This window comes from Lacrimispora sp. YZC11 (genome assembly GCF_057543815.1).
In genome coordinates, this window is the sequence record NZ_BAAJYQ010000006.1 from 408,029 (window position 1) to 429,074 (window position 21,046).

20 protein-coding genes are annotated in these 21,046 nt (G+C 43.4%); 1 reads left to right on the top strand and 19 read right to left on the bottom strand.

Annotation, left to right across the window (positions count from 1 at the left end):
- Positions 1-15 precede the first annotated feature (15 nt).
- The 8 genes from AC27IJ_RS08185 to AC27IJ_RS08220 all read right to left on the bottom strand — a co-directional run bounded on the left by AC27IJ_RS08185 (position 16) and on the right by AC27IJ_RS08220 (position 6,905).
- Positions 16-1,491, bottom strand: coding sequence for an extracellular solute-binding protein (locus AC27IJ_RS08185; protein WP_313259864.1), 1,476 nt, complete (start codon positions 1,489-1,491; stop codon positions 16-18).
- A 62-nt stretch (positions 1,492-1,553) separates the two neighbouring features.
- A complete protein-coding gene (locus AC27IJ_RS08190) occupies positions 1,554-2,441 on the bottom strand; it encodes a carbohydrate ABC transporter permease (RefSeq protein WP_312442928.1) in 888 nt (295 codons plus the stop codon).
- 10 nt (positions 2,442-2,451) lie between these two features.
- Entirely contained in the window at positions 2,452-3,372 is a 921-nt protein-coding gene (locus AC27IJ_RS08195; RefSeq protein WP_312501387.1) for an ABC transporter permease, read from the bottom strand.
- 18 nt (positions 3,373-3,390) lie between these two features.
- Positions 3,391-3,711 carry a DUF4387 domain-containing protein gene (locus AC27IJ_RS08200; protein WP_312442926.1) on the bottom strand — a complete coding sequence of 107 codons (321 nt, stop codon included), beginning with the start codon at positions 3,709-3,711 and terminating at the stop codon, positions 3,391-3,393.
- 19 nt (positions 3,712-3,730) lie between these two features.
- Positions 3,731-5,095 carry an acyclic terpene utilization AtuA family protein gene (locus AC27IJ_RS08205; protein ID WP_312501389.1) on the bottom strand — a complete coding sequence of 455 codons (1,365 nt, stop codon included), beginning with the start codon at positions 5,093-5,095 and terminating at the stop codon, positions 3,731-3,733.
- A gap of 122 nt (positions 5,096-5,217) precedes the next feature.
- Complete coding sequence (locus tag AC27IJ_RS08210) at positions 5,218-5,529, bottom strand: PTS sugar transporter subunit IIB (RefSeq protein WP_487148326.1); 312 nt, start codon at positions 5,527-5,529, stop codon at positions 5,218-5,220.
- Between the two features lie 101 nt (positions 5,530-5,630).
- Positions 5,631-6,518 (bottom strand): alpha/beta fold hydrolase, encoded by an 888-nt coding sequence (locus AC27IJ_RS08215; protein ID WP_312442923.1) that lies wholly within the window; start codon positions 6,516-6,518, stop codon positions 5,631-5,633.
- A 243-nt stretch (positions 6,519-6,761) separates the two neighbouring features.
- Positions 6,762-6,905 (bottom strand): DUF5692 family protein, encoded by a 144-nt coding sequence (locus AC27IJ_RS08220; RefSeq protein WP_313259871.1) that lies wholly within the window; start codon positions 6,903-6,905, stop codon positions 6,762-6,764.
- Here AC27IJ_RS08220 and AC27IJ_RS08225 point away from each other — a divergent pair.
- Entirely contained in the window at positions 6,904-7,029 is a 126-nt protein-coding gene (locus tag AC27IJ_RS08225) for a hypothetical protein (RefSeq protein WP_313259872.1), read from the top strand. The genes AC27IJ_RS08220 and AC27IJ_RS08225 overlap by 2 nt on opposite strands.
- 69 nt (positions 7,030-7,098) lie before the next feature.
- Here AC27IJ_RS08225 and AC27IJ_RS08230 read toward each other — a convergent pair whose 3' ends face one another.
- The 11 genes from AC27IJ_RS08230 to AC27IJ_RS08280 all read right to left on the bottom strand — a co-directional run bounded on the left by AC27IJ_RS08230 (position 7,099) and on the right by AC27IJ_RS08280 (position 21,046).
- Positions 7,099-7,920, bottom strand: coding sequence for a beta-keto acid cleavage family enzyme (locus AC27IJ_RS08230; protein ID WP_313259874.1), 822 nt, complete (start codon positions 7,918-7,920; stop codon positions 7,099-7,101).
- Positions 7,921-7,955: 35 nt separating this feature from the next.
- The gene (locus tag AC27IJ_RS08235; RefSeq protein WP_312442412.1) at positions 7,956-8,627 is read right to left on the bottom strand and encodes an aspartate/glutamate racemase family protein; all 672 of its coding nucleotides are present in this window, start codon (positions 8,625-8,627) and stop codon (positions 7,956-7,958) included.
- 15 nt (positions 8,628-8,642) lie between these two features.
- Positions 8,643-10,070, bottom strand: coding sequence for a four-carbon acid sugar kinase family protein (locus AC27IJ_RS08240; RefSeq protein ID WP_487148329.1), 1,428 nt, complete (start codon positions 10,068-10,070; stop codon positions 8,643-8,645).
- Positions 10,055-11,419, bottom strand: coding sequence for a glycoside hydrolase family 140 protein (locus AC27IJ_RS08245; protein WP_487148331.1), 1,365 nt, complete (start codon positions 11,417-11,419; stop codon positions 10,055-10,057). Before AC27IJ_RS08245 ends, AC27IJ_RS08240 begins: the two co-directional genes overlap by 16 nt.
- On the bottom strand, positions 11,412-12,677 hold the full coding sequence (locus tag AC27IJ_RS08250; RefSeq protein ID WP_312501399.1) for an MGH1-like glycoside hydrolase domain-containing protein: 1,266 nt from the start codon (positions 12,675-12,677) through the stop codon (positions 11,412-11,414). The genes AC27IJ_RS08245 and AC27IJ_RS08250 overlap by 8 nt, the downstream gene beginning before the upstream one ends.
- 5 nt (positions 12,678-12,682) lie before the next feature.
- Complete coding sequence (locus tag AC27IJ_RS08255) at positions 12,683-13,513, bottom strand: carbohydrate ABC transporter permease (protein ID WP_051835017.1); 831 nt, start codon at positions 13,511-13,513, stop codon at positions 12,683-12,685.
- Positions 13,514-13,527: 14 nt separating this feature from the next.
- Positions 13,528-14,406 carry a carbohydrate ABC transporter permease gene (locus AC27IJ_RS08260; RefSeq protein WP_312442408.1) on the bottom strand — a complete coding sequence of 293 codons (879 nt, stop codon included), beginning with the start codon at positions 14,404-14,406 and terminating at the stop codon, positions 13,528-13,530.
- Positions 14,407-14,588: 182 nt separating this feature from the next.
- Positions 14,589-15,998 carry an ABC transporter substrate-binding protein gene (locus AC27IJ_RS08265; protein WP_312442407.1) on the bottom strand — a complete coding sequence of 470 codons (1,410 nt, stop codon included), beginning with the start codon at positions 15,996-15,998 and terminating at the stop codon, positions 14,589-14,591.
- 143 nt (positions 15,999-16,141) lie between these two features.
- Positions 16,142-17,173, bottom strand: coding sequence for a response regulator transcription factor (locus tag AC27IJ_RS08270; protein WP_312442405.1), 1,032 nt, complete (start codon positions 17,171-17,173; stop codon positions 16,142-16,144).
- A gap of 3 nt (positions 17,174-17,176) precedes the next feature.
- A complete protein-coding gene (locus AC27IJ_RS08275; protein WP_312501400.1) occupies positions 17,177-18,946 on the bottom strand; it encodes a sensor histidine kinase in 1,770 nt (589 codons plus the stop codon).
- An 84-nt stretch (positions 18,947-19,030) separates the two neighbouring features.
- Entirely contained in the window at positions 19,031-21,046 is a 2,016-nt protein-coding gene (locus tag AC27IJ_RS08280; RefSeq protein WP_487148336.1) for a beta-galactosidase, read from the bottom strand.

The following is a 21,046-nucleotide window of genomic DNA, read 5'->3' on the forward strand; positions in this document are numbered from 1 at the left end:
CCTTTCTTCCTTTGATTATTTCAGTATCGTGTTCGCGTATTCAGTAATTTCTGCTCCGCCTAATGCATTCCAATCTGCAACAAATTGATCGAATTCATCAATGGAACGGTTACCGCTTATTACATCCGCTGCAAATTCTATGTAAAGTGCCTGACTTGCATCCCAGTTTGTTGCATATTCATCCGGTATAACAAATGCATTGTCAAAAGAAGAATAGGTATTGACCATATCTAAAGATTTTAGGGCTGCTTCGCTAAAATACGGAGTCTTACTTGATATAGGCGCATCAAAGTTCGCAATTGTTTCATGGAAACGAGGCCACCATTCCGATATTTTATCTGTTAATACAATTTCATTATTCTCTATATTGTATTCTTCACCTTCGTAACCCAATTTATCAAGAAGCTGACCTTCCTTACCGGCCATATACTCTAAGACTGCAAAAGCAACATCCTTATTATCCGAATATTTGCTGATCGCCCAGCCGCGGGATTCCTTACTGACATCACCTGGAGTATATCCTTGCGCTTCACCTTTTGCCGGCGGAAGAATAACTAACTTTGCATTTTCACCATTTTGTGTAACCATCTTATTATTGTAAACATTAACGACACTGCCTTGGGTTCCGCTTACAACTCCAACTTCGCCATTATAAAAGGCACTTTCTTTTGTGTCCCATTTCTTTGTTAACCATTCATTATCCAATAAGCCCTCTTTATAAAGCCCTGCATAAAATGCCAATTTTTCTTTTTCTGCATTTGTCACTTTACTGTAAACATATTTATCACCTTCTTTTATCCAGGTTGCCTTAACCCCAAAGGCCAGATTAAATACGGTATCCAGCTCGGCTATATCTCCGGGGACAGTATATGCAGCTTTTAGATTGTTGTTCTCTTTTAATTCCTGAAAGAATGCTTTATAATTGTCAGTAGATGGATTGTCCAAAAGTGTTTTACTTGATTTTGCTGCGTCAAACCAGTCTTGTCTCACAACCGGAACCTTTATTCTATCCGGTGATAACCATAAAAGATATGGATAGTTCGCTAATCTTTCCTTGTTATATGGCTGCATTAAAGCTTTAATATTCGTTGAATTATCGACATATTGGGTCAAGTCTTCCAAAATTTCCTGGGTAATGGCAAATTGATAATCGCCGCCCTGGAAATACATCAGATCCGGAATTTCACCGCTTTGAAGCAATAGACTCATACTTTCTGAATAAGTTCCATCAGAGATCGGCGCCAGTTCAATATGTACTTCCCGGCCAAGCTCTTTTGATACACCGCTGCTTACTGCCTCCAGAAATTTTACGGAAACTTCATCATCTGCTGACATATCCTTTATTACTGCCTTAATTGTTACAGATGATGAATCATTCGTGCTATCCTGAGTGCTCTGTACATTGGAACCGGAATCAATCTTTTTTCCGCAGCCAGCCAGAGACAGTATTGCCATTCCCATAACTAATAAATATGAAATTGTTTTTTTCATTGCATGCCCTCCATATAATTTATATAATTTTTTCTATGCCTTCCCGCGAAGCAAACGATTATCTACTCCTTCACACCTCCTGACATAACACCATTGGTATAGTATTTAAGAATAATTGGATATAATAATAAAATAGGTACAACAGCCACTACAATGGTTGCAGCTTTTAAGGAAGCGTTATCCAGTTGTGCAATATTATTATTAGCTAAAATATTGGATGCACCGACAATTACCTGTGAATCTGAATTAACAACAAATTGTCTTAAAAGCACCTGTAAAACAGTGTGATTTTTGCTGGTTAAAAAGATACTGGATTTAAAAAATTCATTCCAGCGGAACACCGCATAAAACATTCCTACCGTAATTAATGGGATTTTGCATAAAGGAATCATGATCTTAAATAAGATGTTATAATGCCCAGCTCCATCAATTCTTGCAGCTTCTTGAATAGAAGCCGGAACCTCTTCCATAAATCTCATTAATATAATTAGATAATAGACATTTACACCTCTGTAAATAACCATGGAAAACAGATTATCCAATAAATGAATATTTTTCATCAAAAAATATTCCTGTACAATACCCGGCTCAAATATCATCATAATAATAAAGAAATACATAAAGACCTTTTTACCAACAAGACCAGGCCTTGTTAATACATAAGCCGCACTGGAAGTCAATATAATATTTAAAAACACACCGGCAACCGTAATAAATAATGAGTTCAGTATACTTCTGATTACAATAGGCTGTCCTAAAATAACCTGATAATTCACCGTAGAAAATCCTTTGGGCAGTATATCATATCCTTTCAGGCCATGAACTAAATCCGGTTGTGAAAGAGATCTTGCCAGGATATTCAATAATGGAACTAACATACATAAAGCTAAAAGTATCATAATAAAGCCACATAGAAGTTTACCTATTGATATTTTCTTACTTCTTTTCATACTTTTCCTCCTACCATGCACCCTTACCAGTCAACTTTTTCGAAAACAGATGGGTAGTAACAATTAAGAGTGTACCTATTACACCTTTAAATAAATTCGCTGCTGTTGCTAAGGAATACTGGGAATTTTGCAGACCAATCCGATAAACATAGGTGTCTATGATATCAATCTTAGAATTAACCGCAGCATTCGTAAAGTTCAGCACCTGATCCAGACCTGCATTCATAAAGAAACCGATATTCAGAATTAAAACGGTAACCATTGTTACAGCCAAAGCCGGCAGTACAATACTTCCAACAATCTGAAAGCGGTTAGCCCCATCTATTTTTGCAGCTTCATAAAGAGTTGGGTCTATCCCCATAATTGCCGTCAGATATACAATGGAATCCCACCCAATAGATCTCCACGATTCTGATGCCAGCAGAACCCATCTTATTGAACTTTTGCTTGTTAATAAATTTACTTTATCAAAACCAAAATTGGTCAAAACGCTGTTTAAAATCCCGGTAGAAGGGGATAAAAATTCAAACCATATTCCCGCAATTACAACCCAGGAAAGGAAATGCGGCAGATAAGAGATTACCTGTACACCCTTTCGAAAAGGACCTGCCTTGAATTCATTTAACATAATTGCAAACAAGATAGGCAGCGGAAAAAACAAGAATATCTTCATCGCACTGATAATCAAAGTGTTTTCCAGTATCTGTAAAAATACCGGAGTCGAAAATAATTTTTTAAAATATGTAAATCCCACAAATACATTGTCACCCTTTATCCGGTAATCATAAAAGGCCAATTTCATACCAATGATCGGAACAACATGGAATACAAAGAAATATATGAAAGTGGGCAGTAGGGTAAGATATAAAACCCTATCCCGCCAGATGCGTTTTAACTTTGATTGTGCCCCCCCAGCTTTTCGTTTTGCCATCACCCGTACACTCCTTTTCTAAATGCTAACTATTAATTCGCTTAAAGGTGCATGTTGTTGTGCCCCATAAACATCGGTATCGTAACAAGTACCTGATGATATTTTTCTCGCAAATGTAATTTTAAACCCCAACGCCTTATCATAAAATACAATTTGTGTGATTTTATCCTCCGTCAACTGGTATAGATTACAAATCGTAGTTTTATTAATAATATTACTGTCTTTTATTTTTTGATATATTACCGGATCATCAAAAAGTACATCCAGAGTAATCTCAAAAGGTCCACTGTTCTTTGAACGTATTACTTTCGCACAATCATATAAACTGCATTCCGCCATTTTTCTCTCCTCCTTTCCATTACATATCAGGGTATTCAATGGGAAACATCTGACAACTATCTTCCACTTCCATTAAGTGGTAAACGGAAAATTCATATACTGCACCAAATGGAATATCACTTGGCGCAAATGGGAAAGCCAGATTTCCGGCAGTTGATTTTCTTCCGATATAACCATAATGAAGTAAACTGGATCGGAGCGAACCGCATACTGCATCGGCAAGTTCCTGGGACTTTGCAATTACTTCAAAAACGATTCCGACTTCATGGGGTAATTCTTTCGAAGGTTCCAACTCTCCCATTACACCATTCATTCCATAATTAATAAAGTGAATCGTATAATCTTCCTCCGGTATATCCGAATAATAAGTTCTAACCTGTTCTTCTGCAAGTCTCTCTATTTCCTCTAACCGTGATATCATAAGAGAATCTCTTACACCAGCTACCACAAAGGTTCTGTAGGCAACTTTCATGGCTCCTTCTAATTTAATACAATAAGGATTTGATTGTTCAATTCTGCTTCCGGTTACAAATACGCTCTTTTCATCAACCTGTTTAAATTCACAATCTTTTAAATTAAGGGTTATTCCCGGACCATGGAGGATATATGGATGATCTTTTTCATAGAATGTATGTGCTGCCACGGAAAGAGGAGTGCAAATTCTTTCATCAGATAATGGTGTAATCATAAATCCTTCCTCTGTTATGGTTCCAAGCATGCAATCTTTCGTAGTTCCCGGTACGGCACAAAGGGCTGCACATTCAAGAATCTTACCAGCATGATATCCATAGCTCAGCGGAAATCCGTGATACACGGCTACTGCCGCAAAGGGAGATGGGTCATAAGCCCTTCCGCAGATTATGATATCAGCTTCCGATTCTAATGCTTTTACAATCGGTTCATGCCCCATCTGAGCCACAATACCATTGGTTAATTCCAATCGTTCTTCCGTCAATTCCTTTACAGAAAGACCCAACGGCTGTACTTCGCCATTATGTAATTTTTCTTTTATCACTTCTTTAGGAATATCCGCCCATATGATTGCTACTTTTTGTGATTGCAATGCTTGTTCCTTAAGAATTTCTTTTATAATATTCCAGGTCCATTCAACATGAACTCTTCCCCCGCTTCCTCCGGCTGACCCGATGATTACCGGAATCCCAGCTTTTGCCCCCTCCATAATCATGATTTCCAAGTCTTTTTTACATGCTTTTTCACTTACAATCGCTACTCCGGCACCTAATTTATGCGGTCCTGCATCCGTACTTCCCGCATCAACAACAATCGCATCCGGTTTATAAGACATTCCTTTTAGAAAAGAGGACTTGGGATATCCGTAACCAAGGATTCCACAGGGTGCTAGTATCTTTATTTCTTTCTTCATATGACCTCCAGAATTCAATGTACTATTAAAGCTCATAAGTTTATTAATATAATTGTTTAACAATTAGATTATAGCACAATTATCCATCAAGTCAATAAATTTTAAACATTTTATATTCAAATTTACCAACCAAACTTTTCTGCCATATCATTAAATATTTTTTCACCGTTCATCATCCCATAGTCTTTCATATAAATAACCTCAACAGGAATATCCGGGTATTTTTTCACTATCGTTTCCTTCATATATCCTACCTGAGGCCCAAGCAAAATTACATCACTCCCCGGTGCTGCCGACTGCAAGCTATGAACAGAATAGGCTTCGCACTCTGTACCTGCATAGCCTTTCTTTTCTGATGCTGTGATAATTTTCTTGCACAACATACTGCTTGAAATACCGCCAGCACAGGCAAGTGTTATTTTAAGCTTTTTCATATTTCTACTCCCTTTCTTCTATTTGATTTTATTTCTATTATATCAGCACCCCCAGGCTCTTTCAATTTTTCCAGCAAGCTTGTAGTAATATCCTAATCACATCAGTCCCGCCCCGCCTCGTAAAGCTTCCACGCAACCATGTTCGGCCTTGTGAGAGTATCCGTAAAGTGGTCCCCGTCGCCGACAATAAGGCGGAACTGGCCAAGCCGTGTCGACATGTGTGGATTCCAGCCGTAGCCCTCACCTTGCGGCAATGCATTATCTTGGAAAAAGTACACATAGCTTTTGGATATAGACAACCCATAGAATGCTTTAAGGTTCAGCTTTTCGAAAAGCGGTCCGGCCGGTTCCGGAGTGACGCGGGCATACAGCCATCCGGCTTCTTCTAAGGTGGCCGTATTGACAAACAAATCTCGAAATAGTGGAAATGGAAGCATAATCGTATCATCCTTTGATTCAGCTCTGAGTTGCTCGAAACCCTGTCGCGTTTGGGGGGGTAACTCGTCGGCAACCGACTCTCCATCTTTCAATACGAATGCATCCCAGAATATGAGGCGCTTAATGCGATCTGGTACCTGTTCTGCAACCTTTTGGATGACACTTCCACCGAAGCTGTGCCCAACCAGAACGAAGTTACGCAGGTTACATTTTGTTATAAAATCAACGACTGACTTTGTTATCATCTCATGAGTAACATCTTTATTCGAATCCTTGCCATGGCCTGCGTATTCTGGCGTAAATACTGTATGCCCTTGACTACACAGCACTGTCGCTACGCCATCCCAGAAGTGAGCATCAGCCCAAGAGCCATGCACAAGTACGAAAGTAAGCCGTTGCTGTGCTGTTAAACGATATCTTTCATCCGATTCGAGGGCACCATTGCTCCTAAGCCATCGTCCTTCAGAATAAGGGGAATTATAATAATCATAAGGCATAAACCTATCATCGTGATAGGGGAATTGATGAATTTCCTGGAGATTAGGAAACATGTTTAAGACAACTCCTTTCATTTAGTGGTAATGTAGTAACATATCAATTATCTTATAATATGTAAAGCACCTGCCTTAGTGAGTATAATTATCTACATGCACAAAAATATGCTCCCTCCTAAGTGACAAGCTTTTATTATTTCACTTGTCAACCTAGAAGAGAGCATTTCAGATTTCACAACAGTCCATTTATACAGTCAATCGAATATTCGCAATCCGCGACCCTACTTGATGCGGTTAAATTTACTCCGCCAAAGCCTTAATCTCCTGATACTTCTTATGATCCGTATATAATTCTCCGGAATACGGATTTTTCTTCGTCTTATGTATTCTGTGAATCATATAAGCAAATACTCCGATATTTGCAAGAAGAGCCAGCAAACTCATGACAAATAAAAAAGTAGTATCCGGTGATACACCTGCCACCGGTTGGATTCCTGTTCCGGTCAATACCGTATACCCGTCAGGGGAAAGCAAAGGAACCAAAGTAAAGCACGTGTTAGATGATTAAGTACTTATAATTTTAAAATCAGGGAACGTATACCACTACTCCCACAAACTCCGCTTCTCAGACCTGTTGTTAAAGAGATCGAATATTCAGCATGGCCCTGATTTCATCAGGGGAGGCAGGCAGCATTTCCTTCTCTCTCACAATACCTACTGCCGCCTCTACCAACTGAAGATTCGTGTCAGCTATGGTTTCCCGGCTTAAAAACCTGCTGTCTTCAAATCCGATCCGCACCGTGGAGGCCCCCAGATCGAGCGCAGTTTTTATAATCTGGAAATCTGTCCGATGGGCATGGGTAATTCCCCACAGGATCTTCTCTTTCTCCGGAAAAAATTCATCCAATGCTACCAGCATGGACTTTAAGGTACGGTCCGTGGCCGGAGCCGCTCCCATATGTCCCAGCACAATGCTGAACAGAATTGGGTCTGCAAATTCATACTTCATGGACAAATCCTTTGCCGTTTTAATCATGCCGATCTCAAAAACTTCTATCTCCGGAGTTTTATGATTATTAAGAATCTGCTCCACGCAATAATAAACATCTTTAATAGGATTGATATAAACCTGATCTCCCAAATTCACAGAGCCTACATTCAGGGAGTTAGCTTCCACCCAGTCCGCATATACGGGTGTGCAGCGCTCTTTTATAGTTAAATCCGATACCCCTCCCGTAGATACCTGGATGACAATATCGCATTCCGAACGGATATACCGGACCGTTTCCTCCAACAGGGTTAAATCCGGTGTCAGCCGTCCATTCCCATCCCTTACATGCAGATGCACCATCCCGGCTCCTGCCCTGCTGCAGGCAATGACATCCGCTGCGATCTTCCTGGGATCGATCAAAGTATCATCCGCTGCCACCGGTGCAACGGATATCACTATTTTTTTCATACAGCTCTCCTGTTTCTTTGTTATAGGGCCATTTGTTATAAGGTTCCTTTTGAAATAAGGGCTGCCTTCAGTGCCTTTGCTCCAAATCCCGGGCTGGAAAGCACGGTTTTCCCATTCATGTCAGCAATATAGCTTTCACAATACGCCATGGAGCCCTGGGCAAACAGGATCACATCCGCCTCTTTCGCTGCCTTTCCGGCATGCTCTGCCATCAAAACCTTAAACTGCTCCTGGTCCAGACCAAAAGCACCATCTACCAGCACCTCTATCATCTCCACATGCTTTCCCATTTCTCTTGCAACCCGTAAAACAGTTCTTTTGGTAGGCTCCAGTGTGGTAGGAAGTGTTGCCATCACTGCGATTTTCCTGCCCAGTCTGACCGCTTCCCTGCACATCTCTTCATCCACTCTCACTATGGGCACTCCCAGATATCCGGCGGCATCCTGCACGCAGTCGGCAACCTCGCCTACGGAAGAGCATAGGTTCAGAATTGCATCCGCTCCCTGCTCCACTGCCTTCATATACATCCCTATCAGCCTTGCTGCAGGTGCCGCTGTAACATAACCGTCTTTTCTCACCTCCGCCAGAATGGTGGGGTCCTGAAAGCTTATCAGCTCCGCTTCGCTGCCCAACTGTCCCATGACTTCTTTTTCCACAATTTCAACCAGCTCCGGCGTAGTGCTGGTATAAATCAAACCAATTTTCATAATGAATCCTTTCTATTATATCATTAACAGCTCTACCGCCTCCCGGAGCGTAGTCACCTCTCCCACATTCCCCGGGAAAATAACATATGGTAATTGGGGAAATTTACTTTCTTCTCCGATACGCCATACCGGAACTCCCGGACGGATCTGCCCCAGAACCTGGGCACATTTCACCCGGAGAGCTTTGGTTCCAATGTCACTGGAAGTAATTCCGCCTTTTGCTACGATAAATCCCGGTGTCACTTCCAGCTTCTCAACCAGGGACATTACCGCTTCCGATATCTTTAACGAACGAAGCAGCGCAGCTTCCTTTGTATCATTTTCTATGGAAAGCAGGCGGCGCTTTGTATAAACGACAACGGTTCTCCCTTCACGGACCGCATTTTCACACACAGACCGTATCCGTTCTGCCTCCCGTTCCAGCCTTCCAGCCACCAGCACCAGATCAGAATCCATTTCAATAAACTGAAGACCATCCGTCTTTTTTAATTCTTCCAGCTGCATGGTGGTTTTCTCCGTATGAGAGCCAATCACCACAATTCCTGCCGCCCTTCCGGCCGCAGTTATCATCTCATCTCTGGTAAGAAGGGGTTTGTCGCTGATATTGCCAAACGCCTTTACAAAAGCCGCAGCCGTACGGAAAATGTAATGCTTTCCCTTTCCCATGGCCCGGTAAAAAGCAATGCAGAAAACCTTAATATCATATTCATCCACCGCATTCACAATGATTTTCTGAAAACCCTTTACAGCAAGCAGCTGCTCTGTGATTTTATCAAGTTTCATTCCCCTTAAATCTTCCAATGAAATGCAGACAACGGAATCCGACCGAAACCTTCCCTCCGTCTTCTCTTCGATATATTCGGAGAGGTTGGAGGACTGATATCCAAACGTCTTATCCCTGGCAAATTCCGTTTCTCCGGCCGGAACCAGTTCAGACCCATATTTAACATAATGGACATTATCAATGGTAAAGCGTCCTCCTTCTGCAAAAAAAGGACACAAAATTTCTCCGTCCACCTTCCACGGGTTCTGCTCTTCTAAAACCTCCTTCAATACTCCGGTCTCCAATGGATAATGACCGCGCAGAGTGGAATCCCCGCGGCTTACAATCAGATATTCCAGCCCCATCTCTTTTGCAGTCCGGTCTACTCGCTTTCCAATTTCCCAATGGGCCTTTGCCGTCTGTTCTACCGTAAATCCCCTTGAATTGGTCAGAATGAAAAATAATTTATTCTTTTCTTCAAAACCACGACCTATGCTTTCCAGAGACCAGTCCGTGTAAACGGATACACCATGGACTGTTTGTATCCCTGTTGGATCATCATCCAAAACAACAATTTTCCTGGTATCAGCGTCGGCTTCTGCTGCCAGCAGATCATCCACCTTCCTCTTATCGTAACAGGGGTATGACTGTAATATCTCACTGCTTATTCTTTTTTCCATCCGTCTACTTCTCCATGCATATCTTTTTCTTCCTGTAACAGCAGCACAATATCCTTTGTCTCATCCCTGGCAGGCGGCGTTTCCGTAATTTCAGACTGCCCGCTTACGGTCTTAATATAGCTCTTCACTCCTGTCGCCGGACAAAACCAGAATACCATCATCCGTTTTTCCTTATAATCTTCCAGGGACAGCTTTATTTCCCTTCCCGTATAAGAATAAGCCATCAAAAAGTCTTCTCCGGCAAACACACTGATCCGACCGTACTTTTCTCCCTGTTCGGACCGGAGCAGCTGCTGCTGCGGTTTCCCGTGAACGAAGCCGACCGACTCCATTAAATCTTTTAAATGCTTCATTTGTGAGCTTCCGGAATGATGCAAGCCGTCTTCCCATAAAAAGTTTACGCCAAAGCTGCCGTCTTCCGATAAATCACGTTGAAACTGCATCACCGCATTATGCCCGTAAGTATGGCCTGCTGCCCCGGCAAACACATCCCAGTAGGCATAACGCCTGACATCTGCAGCCTGCCAATAAGGTTGGGCCTTATCATGAAGTCCCTGCAGAATCCATTCATAAGAAGGCTCACCGTCCAGAACAGGTTTCACAGGCAGCCTGGCATAGTCGCCTTCCACATAACGCCAGCAATCTTCACCAAAACAGGTTTCTGACGGCCGGTTGTCATCCCATGATCCTAACTGATCCTGGTCATATCTTCTGTGTCCTGACTGGAACAGATTAAAATCCAGCCACGCTTCTTTGTGGAACCATTGGGAGGAATCCGTTCTGCCGAAGGGATGATAAGTAACCAGACGGTCTGGCTCATCTTTTTTCATCATTTTTCCCATGGTACAGAAAAGCTCATGATTGACATCGCCTCTCACATCGCCGCCCACGATCCAGATCAGATTTGGGCAGTGGTGATAACGGTCCAGCACGAATTTCATGAAGCTCTTTAGGTTCCCCATATTTAAGGATCCGTCTTTTACAATATTACTTCCCCATACCGGCAGAATTCCCAGATATAATCCCAGCTCTCCTGCCATTTCCATTACCCGGTCAATATGGCTCCAAAAGGTTCCGTAAGTGTTGATTTTGGAGAAGTCCCCATCCATCAGCGCCGTATCTCCCGCCAGATTCCTTTGGTCTGCCGCATGCAGAAAGTCTGCCAAAATCACATTATATCCTTTTTCCTTTCGGTTTCTCAAATACCGGTATGTCTCCTCCAAGGTCAGCCGTTGAAACATGAGCCAGGCGGTATCGGCCAGCCAGAAAAAAGGCGTGTCCCCATTGGTAAAATACCGTTTGTTTTCATGCACCCTCAGTATCCCGCTCTCCCAGGGTTTTTTATCCATGCTCTTTCTCCTTTTCCAAGTCAGCCAACATGTTCAGCGCCAGGAGGTTCCAGTTTATAAACCCACCGTTTACCACCGGTTCTCCGTTAATCGGATTGTAATATTCATGCATACATCCCGTCTTTTCCAGATCCATGCCCAGAAGCTTTAAAGAATTACGGCAGATTTCTTCTGCCTCTTCCCGGTATCCATAAGAGAGCATGGCCTGAAACACCACATAATTGGCTACCAGCCACACGGGGCCAAGCCAATTGGAGGGATTATTGGTCGCTTCAAGATTAAACATCTTCTCATCCTTGGCTAAAGTGGCGATTCCAAAACTGCTGTGAAATGTATTCTCATCATGATAATGACTGACCAGGCTCTCCGCCTGTTCCTCTGTTGCAAAACCGGCATACATGGGAATAAATCCGGACCATACCCTTATTTTAATGGGAAGGGTCTTCCAGAACACCCCAAGGCCTTCATGGAACCAGTCAAATTTTCTGGTCCTGATATCCACGTCCACAGAATAGAAGAACCGGTCCCTTTTATCCCAGCACTCCTCCTGTATGGTCTGTATCAGGGCTTTCGCCCGGTTCTCCCACTCCAGGGCCTCACCGCTTATTCCGGCATTTTTCAGAACACACCCGTATGCCTGCATTTCCAGAACCATAAATGAATTCAGATATATATTTGCTGTGGAAAATTTCGGACGTCCGAAGGAAGCGGGATCATTGTCCATTCCTATCATAATGTCATCGCACCAGACAAACAGCCCTTTTTCTTCCATGAAATAATTTCGGTAATAGCAGTCAAAATATGCTTTCAGTCCGTCTAAATACTCCCTCGTCCAGGTATAGTCACCCTGGAATTCACTGATCAGACGCATCTGCTGGCAAAGAAACGGCTTATGCATGTTCATCAGCACGCCTTCCTTATGCTTTATGTTTAAATAGGGCTCCGGCCACCGGTCAACCTCGATCATCATGGGAATATAGCCATCCTCCAGCTGATGATCCATAAAATTCCTCACATTTCCTCTGGCATGGACCAGAATCTTTTCCTGCAGCTCCTCAGAAAAAGAATCCATGATACCGAATAATCCGTAAACCGACCAGTAGGTATCCCAGTCCCATACATTTCCGTCATAGACACTGCCCGGATCAATAAAGGGATGGTGGATAAATGCATGAGGCTCTTTTAAAAGCCCTTTCACATGTCCTGTCACATAATCTTTTATCTCCTGCGCATAACGCATGCTTTCCTGATCTATCATCCCGCTTATCCTTTCACCGCTCCTGCTGTCATCCCTTCAATTACCCTTTTATTCAGAATCATATATAAGATCAGCATAGGGATCACACACATAGACACGGAAGCAAAAATCGCTCCCCAGTTTTTCGCTCCAAATTCATTCTGAAAATACAGAAGACCGGTTTGAACCGTCTTCAGCTTTTGGTCACTGATAAATGTCATGGAAAAAATCAGATCATTCCATTTAAAGAAGAACTGCAATACTAAAACTGTAACAATGGCATTCTTCATCAGCGGTACAACCACATACCACATTAATTTGTAGATTCCGCATCCATCAATCACCGCCGCTTCCATAATCTCATCCGGAAACGACCGGAGATAACCGGTAGTCAGCAGAGTCGACAGAGACAAGCCGAAAGCTGTGTATGTAATGATCAGGCAGAGCCTGCTGTTTAAAAGACCCATGCCGGAATAGATCTGGAATAACGGAATCAGGGCAGTTGCCACCGGAATCATGATGCCAAATTCAAAATATTTTCCAACGAATCCCTTAAGCTTCCATCTCATCTTTGTCACCGCAAAACTGACAGTTACCGTAAACAGTACAATAAAGAATAAGGAAACCACCGTACATATGAAGCTGTTTTTAAAAAAAATGTCCATATTTCCTCTTGTCCACGCCTCTATGTAATTCTGGATATAGAAGCCCGAGTTTAACGCATATGCCGGCTTGCTTGTCCACTCGCTCTGCTGTTTTAAGGAAGCGGTCAGCATCCAGAACAGCGGATATACTTCGATTACCACAAGACAAATAATGACTAATTTAATTGCAATTGATTTAAATCCTTTTTTCATGTTCGACCTTCCTCCTATTCTTTTACATCAAACTTGCGGATGATGGACGATCCAAGCACGCACAGCATGAATATGAACAGCGCAACCACACTTCCGTATCCCACCTTGTTATAGGTGAATGAAACATTATACATATACATGGACAGAGATCTTGTGGCCGCTCCCGGTCCTCCGTTAGTCAGTGCGGTCGCGGATTCAAACATTTTCACCGTTCCTGAAAAACTGAAGATCAGGCAGGTGATGATCATTGCATGCAGCAAAGGGGCCAGAATATGACGAAACAGCTGCAGGCCGCCTGCTCCGTCAATTTTTGCCGCTTCGATTACGTCTCCCGGAATATCCAAAAGCGCCCCATAGAAGATAACGGCATAAAATCCCATGGCCACCCAGATATCCATCACGCATAAGCTACCCAGGGCCGTAGAAGCCTGGCCGATCCAGGGCTGTACCAGACCGGTCAGTCCCAAGGTATCTAAAAGGCTGTTTAACAGTCCATAATTTGGCTGTATCTCGTAAATTTTCTGGAACAGCTGGCCTACTGCCACCGTGGGCAGCACAACCGGAAAAAATACCAGAGTACGGATCACATTCTTATAACGTTTCAGCCAGAAATAAAACAGCAGAGCCAATAAAAGCCCCATTCCCACCTGACCAAGCATAACAATGGATATGTATTTCAAATTGACAGCCAAAGACGCTTTAAAATTGCTGTCTCCGAACAGACGCAGGAAGTTGTCAAACCCGCAGAACTCCCATTTCAGCCCCGGAGATCCAGAATAAAACGAATAATACAAAGACCATATTACCGGCAGAATGACTATGACAGAATAGACGATAAATGCAGGTAATACGAAAATTGCAATTGCCGTTTTATTTTCCAATACCTTTTTCATAGAAAAACCTCCAATCCCTTTCCATTTGACGCTCCCGCATATCAAGCAGATCTTAGCAATCCGCTTCGCTGCTGGATTCGGTTAAAAAACGGGGTGCTGGATTCCTTTTCAGAACTTCACAGCACCCCGCATCTCATCTTACGGCTTAACAGTCCATCAGACTTATAGAAGTTAAATTCTTACTACTGGCTCATATCCCAGGCTTCCTGAATGGACTTCATGTAATCCTCTGCCGATAATTCACCGGTTAACAAGGTCTGGATTCCGTCTTTTGCCACATTCTGAACTTCATTGCCCATGGTTGCTTCAAACCATGTAAAAGCACTTTCCGCACTGTTGATGGTATCAAGGACCATTTGTGTATAACCACTGGCACCTTCTGCAGAAACCGTATAATTATATCCTTTTACGCTCCCCTGCAGCTCCATGGCCAGATCACCCATATTTTCTGCGAAATATTTTATAAACCATCCGGTTGCCTCATCATAATTCTTCTGGCTGAAGGAAAGGATATTGCCGCAGTTCATAGAATAACTGCCTTCATCGCTGACGTAAGGATCTACAACCGGCACGTTGAAGAATCCGATTCCATCTTCTCCGGTCAAATTCTGGGAAGCATCATTTAAATTGCTTGTAAACCATGAACCGTTATAGAATACGGCTGCCTGTCCGGTCATGAGCATGGAGCCCGCGGTGTTCATGTCTACGGTATTGACACCTTCACCAAAATACCCTGCATTTGCCCAATCCTGCATTTTCTGGGCGGCTTTCACATAATCTTCATCCGTATATTTTGAAATTCCTTCGTCTGCTTTTGCCATGGCCTCAGGTCCGGCAATTCTCACAAGATAAGAATTTAAAAGACGGGTTGCTCCCCATTTATCTGCCGCACCGCATGCAATCGGCTGGATTCCCGCATCCTTCAGCTTTGCAAGCACAGACTCGAACTCATCCCATGTTTTCGGAACCTGGCAGCCTGCCTGTTCGAATAAAGCCTTGTTATACCAGAATCCTTCCACATTCATTCCAAGAGGCAGATCATAAATATCATCCGTTCCTGATAAACTTTTCAAAAGAGAGACTGCCGATGGATTCAATGAGTCTTCACAGTTAAAATCCTTCAGCACCTTTGAAACATTTACCAGCTTCCCTGCTTCGATCAGATCTACGATCGGTTTTCCTGATTCGTACACGAACATATCCGGCAGATCATTGGAAGCAACCAGCGTAGCCACTTTCTGTCTTAGGTTATCGGAAGACACCACTTCATAATCCCATGTGAAGTTAGGATTTACCTCTTTCTGGTATTTCTCACAGAGAGCCTTGATCAGCACGCCATTATCATTGTCTTCCGCCCAGATCGATAAAATTTTCATATTCTTTGTAAGCTTGGGGTCTTCCGCTGCGCTGGGTTTTACTGAATCCGCCCCTGCAGCAGGTTCTGTTCCCGCTGCGGATTCCGTTTTTGCTGCGGATTCCGTTTCTGCCCCAGCCTGTCCGCCGCCATCGGATGCCTGTTTGTTTCCGCAGCCGGTCAATAAGGTTGTCATCATGGCTGCAGCCAGGATTCCTGCTAAAACTTTTCTCTTCATTTTCTACCTCCCACATGTTTCATAGTTTCTTGTTTGATAGATACATTTTAACAAGGAACTTCCGCATATACTAGTCAGTCATTTCTTTGTTTTTGTACACTTTTTATATAATAATTATAATTTGCTATTTTATTATTGTGCATTTAATCCCTTCTTCTGGTATGCCCCTTATATTCATTCGGCGTTATACCCTGATATTTCTTGAATATCTCACAAAAATACCGGTAATTATAATATCCCACCTTTTCACTGACGTCCATCACCTTCATGCCCTCATCCAGAAGCTCTTTTGCTTTTTTAATCCTTAGGTCCGTCAAATATTTAACATAGCTCATGCCCACTTCATTGCGGAATAAAATGCTTAAATAAGCCGGATTCATGTTTACCAGCATGGCCAGCTCATTTAAGCCGATGTTATCCGCATATTTCTCATCGATAAACTGCAGAAGCTTCTGAATGACACGGTGACTGCTTCCCACCTTTTTTCCAAGAAAAAGCTCGCTCATCTTACGGATGAGGGACAGGCAATACAGCCTGCATTCCTCCTCCCCATGGAGTTTTTCCACATCATGATGCGTAATCTGGCAGACAGCATCCGGGTTTGTTTCCTTAAAAATCTGGACCAGCATGGACATGATCTTATATATCTCCTGTTTATACTGCTCAAAATCAGGGACCGTCTCTCTCATCACCCGTAAGATTCCTTCCATTCCTTCTTCCAGCCCTTCCGCTTTTCCAATAAGCACCATATCCACAACACGGTCTGTCTCACGTATGATCCGGTTATATGCATATTGGGGCGGATTGCTCCTTTTTTCCACTTCCTGCAGTACTTCCTCAATTTTCTGTATGGTAACCGGCTTATCAATATAATTCACCACGCCCAGGGTAATGGCCCGCCTGGCATATTCAAATTCTGTATAACCGCTGATCACCACATAACTGGCTTCCGGCAGAAATTCCTTGCAGCTTTCGATCAGGGAAAGCCCGTCCAACCCGGGCATCCTGATATCTGTAATGACAATGTCCGGCTTCTGCTCCTGTATGACGTCAAGAGCGTCGATTCCATTGTAGGCATATCCCACCACCTCGCACTGCAGCTTCTGCCGTTCCAGAATCGCTTTGATCCCCTCAACCACGATATATTCATCATCTGCAACCACCATTCGATACATCTGTTATTCCCCCTCTTTTTCTGCATGAAGCGGTACTCTTACAGTGACCTCAGTTCCCGCTCCCGCCTCACTTTCAAAACAGATACCTGCCTTATCCCCATAGAACAAAGACAGCCTCTCCCTTATATTCTTTACTCCGTAGCCTTCATCCAAAAGGTTCATGTCCACAATTCCCACCCCATTATCCTTGATTTTAAATACCATAACTTCCCCATCAAGGCAGCCGGATAAGCGGATGCTGCACCCACCGCCAAGCTTCGGCTCCAACCCGTGATACACCGCATTTTCCACTACCGGCTGCAGAATAAACGTAAGGATTTTCCGGCTGATCAGGGATTCCTCTATCTCAATCTTCAGTTCAAAACGGTTGTGGTAACGCATGTTCTGAAGCTTCATATACGCTTTTATTTTTTCAATCTCAGCTCCGACCTCAATCAGCTTTTCTCCTCTGTTCAAACTCAGCTTAAACGTATCCGAAAGTGCAAGCACCATATCTGCAATCTCATCCGCATGCTCAATTACCGCCATAAAATAAAGGGAATCCAAGGTGTTGTACAAAAAATGAGGGTTGATCTGCGACTGCAGAAGTAAAAGCTCCGCCTCCTTTTCCTTGATTTCAGAATGGAGGAGTTTTTCATGCAGGTCCAGATTATTGTTTACCGTGTTCTTAAACTGGGTGCCGATCTTTCCTATTTCCGTTTCGTCAAACTCCTCTTCAATACGGAATGTTCCTTTACTGACCACGTCAATATTCTTTTTCAGCTGTTCCAGAGGGAATGTGATGACCTTGGAAATCCCGTTGACAAACAGGCAGCAGATAATCAGCATGGCCATACATACCAGCACTGAAATCCAGGCGATATAATTGCTGTCACGGCTTAATTCCTCTCTGGCAATTACATTGACTACTTCCCAGTCACCCTTTTCATTGTGCACTTCACTGAATAAATATTTGCCCGTCTCTCCTGAAATATAATTCTCCAGAACCTCCTGTTTCACGTCCGTTCCTCCGTGAAAGTAGACGAGATTCCAGTCAGGCCTGCCTACAGACCGGCTCGCATTTTTATCAAAAATCATATACCGGTTGGTCACATATCCCTCATCCCCTTTTCCAAACGCGGAAAGGAACATGCTTTTTTTAATGTTAAAGACCACATACCCCATGTCTTCCCCATTTTCCGTATTTTTTAAGGCTTTCACCATGGAAAATGTTTCATTGTTATCATCAAACAGCACATTGTACCCGTAAAATACTTCTTTCCCCATTTCCCGGTCCGCCACCGCAACCCAGTCCATAGCTAAAATGTCTTCATCCTTATGATACTTAAGCATCTTACCGTTCTGCAGGGTCAGCTTGCTGTAAAAATAGATATTTCCCTTTTTATGAATGGCTACCGCACTTTGAATGTATTTATTCTGCTCAGCCAAATCACTAAGCGTATGATTTAAAACAACATCATCGCGGCTGGAAAAATAAGTGCTTTTCTTTTGTTTCTTCATCATAATTTTTTTAAAATTCTGATTGTTAAGCAGGGTCCTGGAAAGGTCGACCAGATTCTGCAGCTGAATGTCAATGATGCTGCCGGACACTTCTAAATTGTGCCTGTGGGAATTCTGGTAATTGCGCTCCATGGTCCTTTTTGAAAAAGTAAAGGTTATGCAGCCAACCAAAGCCACTGCCAGGATTAAGCAAATCAGCATAGAAATCAAAATCTGATTCTTGATGCTTCTCTTTTTCCACATTTCCTCCAACCATAATTTCCACCGTTTCATAATTCCCCTCTCCGCTTGCTATGCAAAAATAAGGAAGAACCATAAATCCGGTGCTCCCTTATTTCTCTTTTCTAATGCCTATCCTTACACAATGACCTTAAAACCATTCTGCTCTAAGTTGATCTCCTGTTGAAGCTTCTCTTTTGTCAGAAAATCCGATTTTCCTGCCGGAATGCAGACAGTTTTCTCCTGTCCGGAAAAATTAAACAGGAAATAGATCTGTTTTCCCTGCCAGATCCGGCTTATTACCTGTACTCCTTCCGGAGCTTCTATCTCATCCTTCCATTTGCAGACAGGGCCTAACTGTGACTTAAAAAATGCCCTCCATGCCGGATCTTCCAGATCCGTTCCCACATAATAAGCCGTTCCGTCCCCATAGGAATGTTGGGAAATCACCATAGAGTCCTTCTTATAGGTTTCCTTGTAGGACCCAAGGAGTTTTGCATCCCCTGCCAGCAGCTCGCTCCATGCTTTGTCCCTTGTTTCCACCTCATCTTCCTCAGATGCCAGACGGATGCCTAACTTAGTCCTGTTGCTGTCAAATACCGGCTCAACCTCCTGCACCGTAACTCCGAATACTTCGTCAAGATGGGCCGGAAGAGGTATTGTATACCCCAGGTTATCCTCATTTTTAACACCGGTTAAAAAGGTGGCGATCAAAATTCCGCCCTGTTTTACATATTCCCGGAGCCTCTTTGCCGTCTCCTTTTTCAGAACAAAGGAGGCCGGAAGCACCAATGCCTTGTACACCAGGAAATCACGTTCAAGGGAAATCACATCGGAATGAATCCCAATACGTTCTAAATTATAATACAGCTTCCCGGCAAAATCCATATAAGAAAATTCAGGCTCATTGACCGGCTTTATTTTCAGGGCCCAATGGCTGTCATAATCCAGCAGAATCCCTACTTCCGAGCAGAAAGAGGTTTCTTTTAAGGGTTCCAGCTGCTTTAACAGGTTGGCTGTTTCCTTCATTTCATAATACCGCCTTCTTGGAATCCCGTCTAAATCCACGATCGCATAGTTTAACTGCTCTGCCCCCGCCGGAAAGCTGCGGAACTGATAGTGTAAAAGTAAATCGGCCCCATTGGCAAATGCCTGAACCACCGCCTGCTTCAATGCACCGGGTCCGGGCTGCAGCCGTCCCGTCCCGCTCAGCCTGTGGCCACCGCCGGACATAAATTCCATGACCCAGAACGGTAGGTCAGGCTTCACTCCTCTGCCAAATGCATACGGGAAGGAATCCACCCAGGCATCCCGCAGATTGGGATAATAATCAAAGGCATAGCAATCTAAATTTTCAAAGCCTTTAAAATAGTCAATGCTGTTGGTCACAAGTCCCGTTCCATTGGTGGTCACCGGATAGGAAGTAAAAGCCTTCAGGATATCAGCCTGAATGTTTTGAAACTCGATCTGGCTTTCACTGGAAAACCGTTCGAACTCCAGACGGACCGTGGGGTTTTCATAAAAGTCCCGTATCTGGATCTGCGCCCCCGGCTCAATGGCATTGACCGGTGGGTTGATCTGTTCAAAGGACCGGTACTCCTGGGACCAAAAGATGGCTCCGCTTTTCCTGTTAAAGGTTTCAATCCCTCCGTATTTCTGCTCCAGCCAATCCTGAAACTTCTTCCGGCAGTTTTCGCAGGTACATCTGCCCGTTCCTTCCTGGGCCAGTTCATTGTCAATCTGGAACCCTGCCACATAGGGATTCCTGCCATAATGCTTCCCTATGGCTTTTGCGACGCCGGCACAGGCCTTCCTGTACTTTTCATGATTATAGCATCCATGTCTTCTGCCTCCGAAAGGACGGCAAATCCTCCTGTTATCCTGATAAAACATATCCGGCCAGGCTTCCACCATCCACGCCGGGGGACATGCCGTAGGAGTTCCTACGATCGTACGGATGCCTGCCTGCCCCAGTTCCTCAATCACCGGGTCCAGCCAGGAAAAGTCATATCTTCCTTCCTCGGGTTCCATCCGGCACCAGGAAAATTCTCCCATTCGGACCGTATTGATTCCCGCTTCCTTTATCAGCTTTAAATCCCATTTAAGCTCTTCATTGTTTTTATGTTCCGGGTAATAGGATACTCCATATAACAT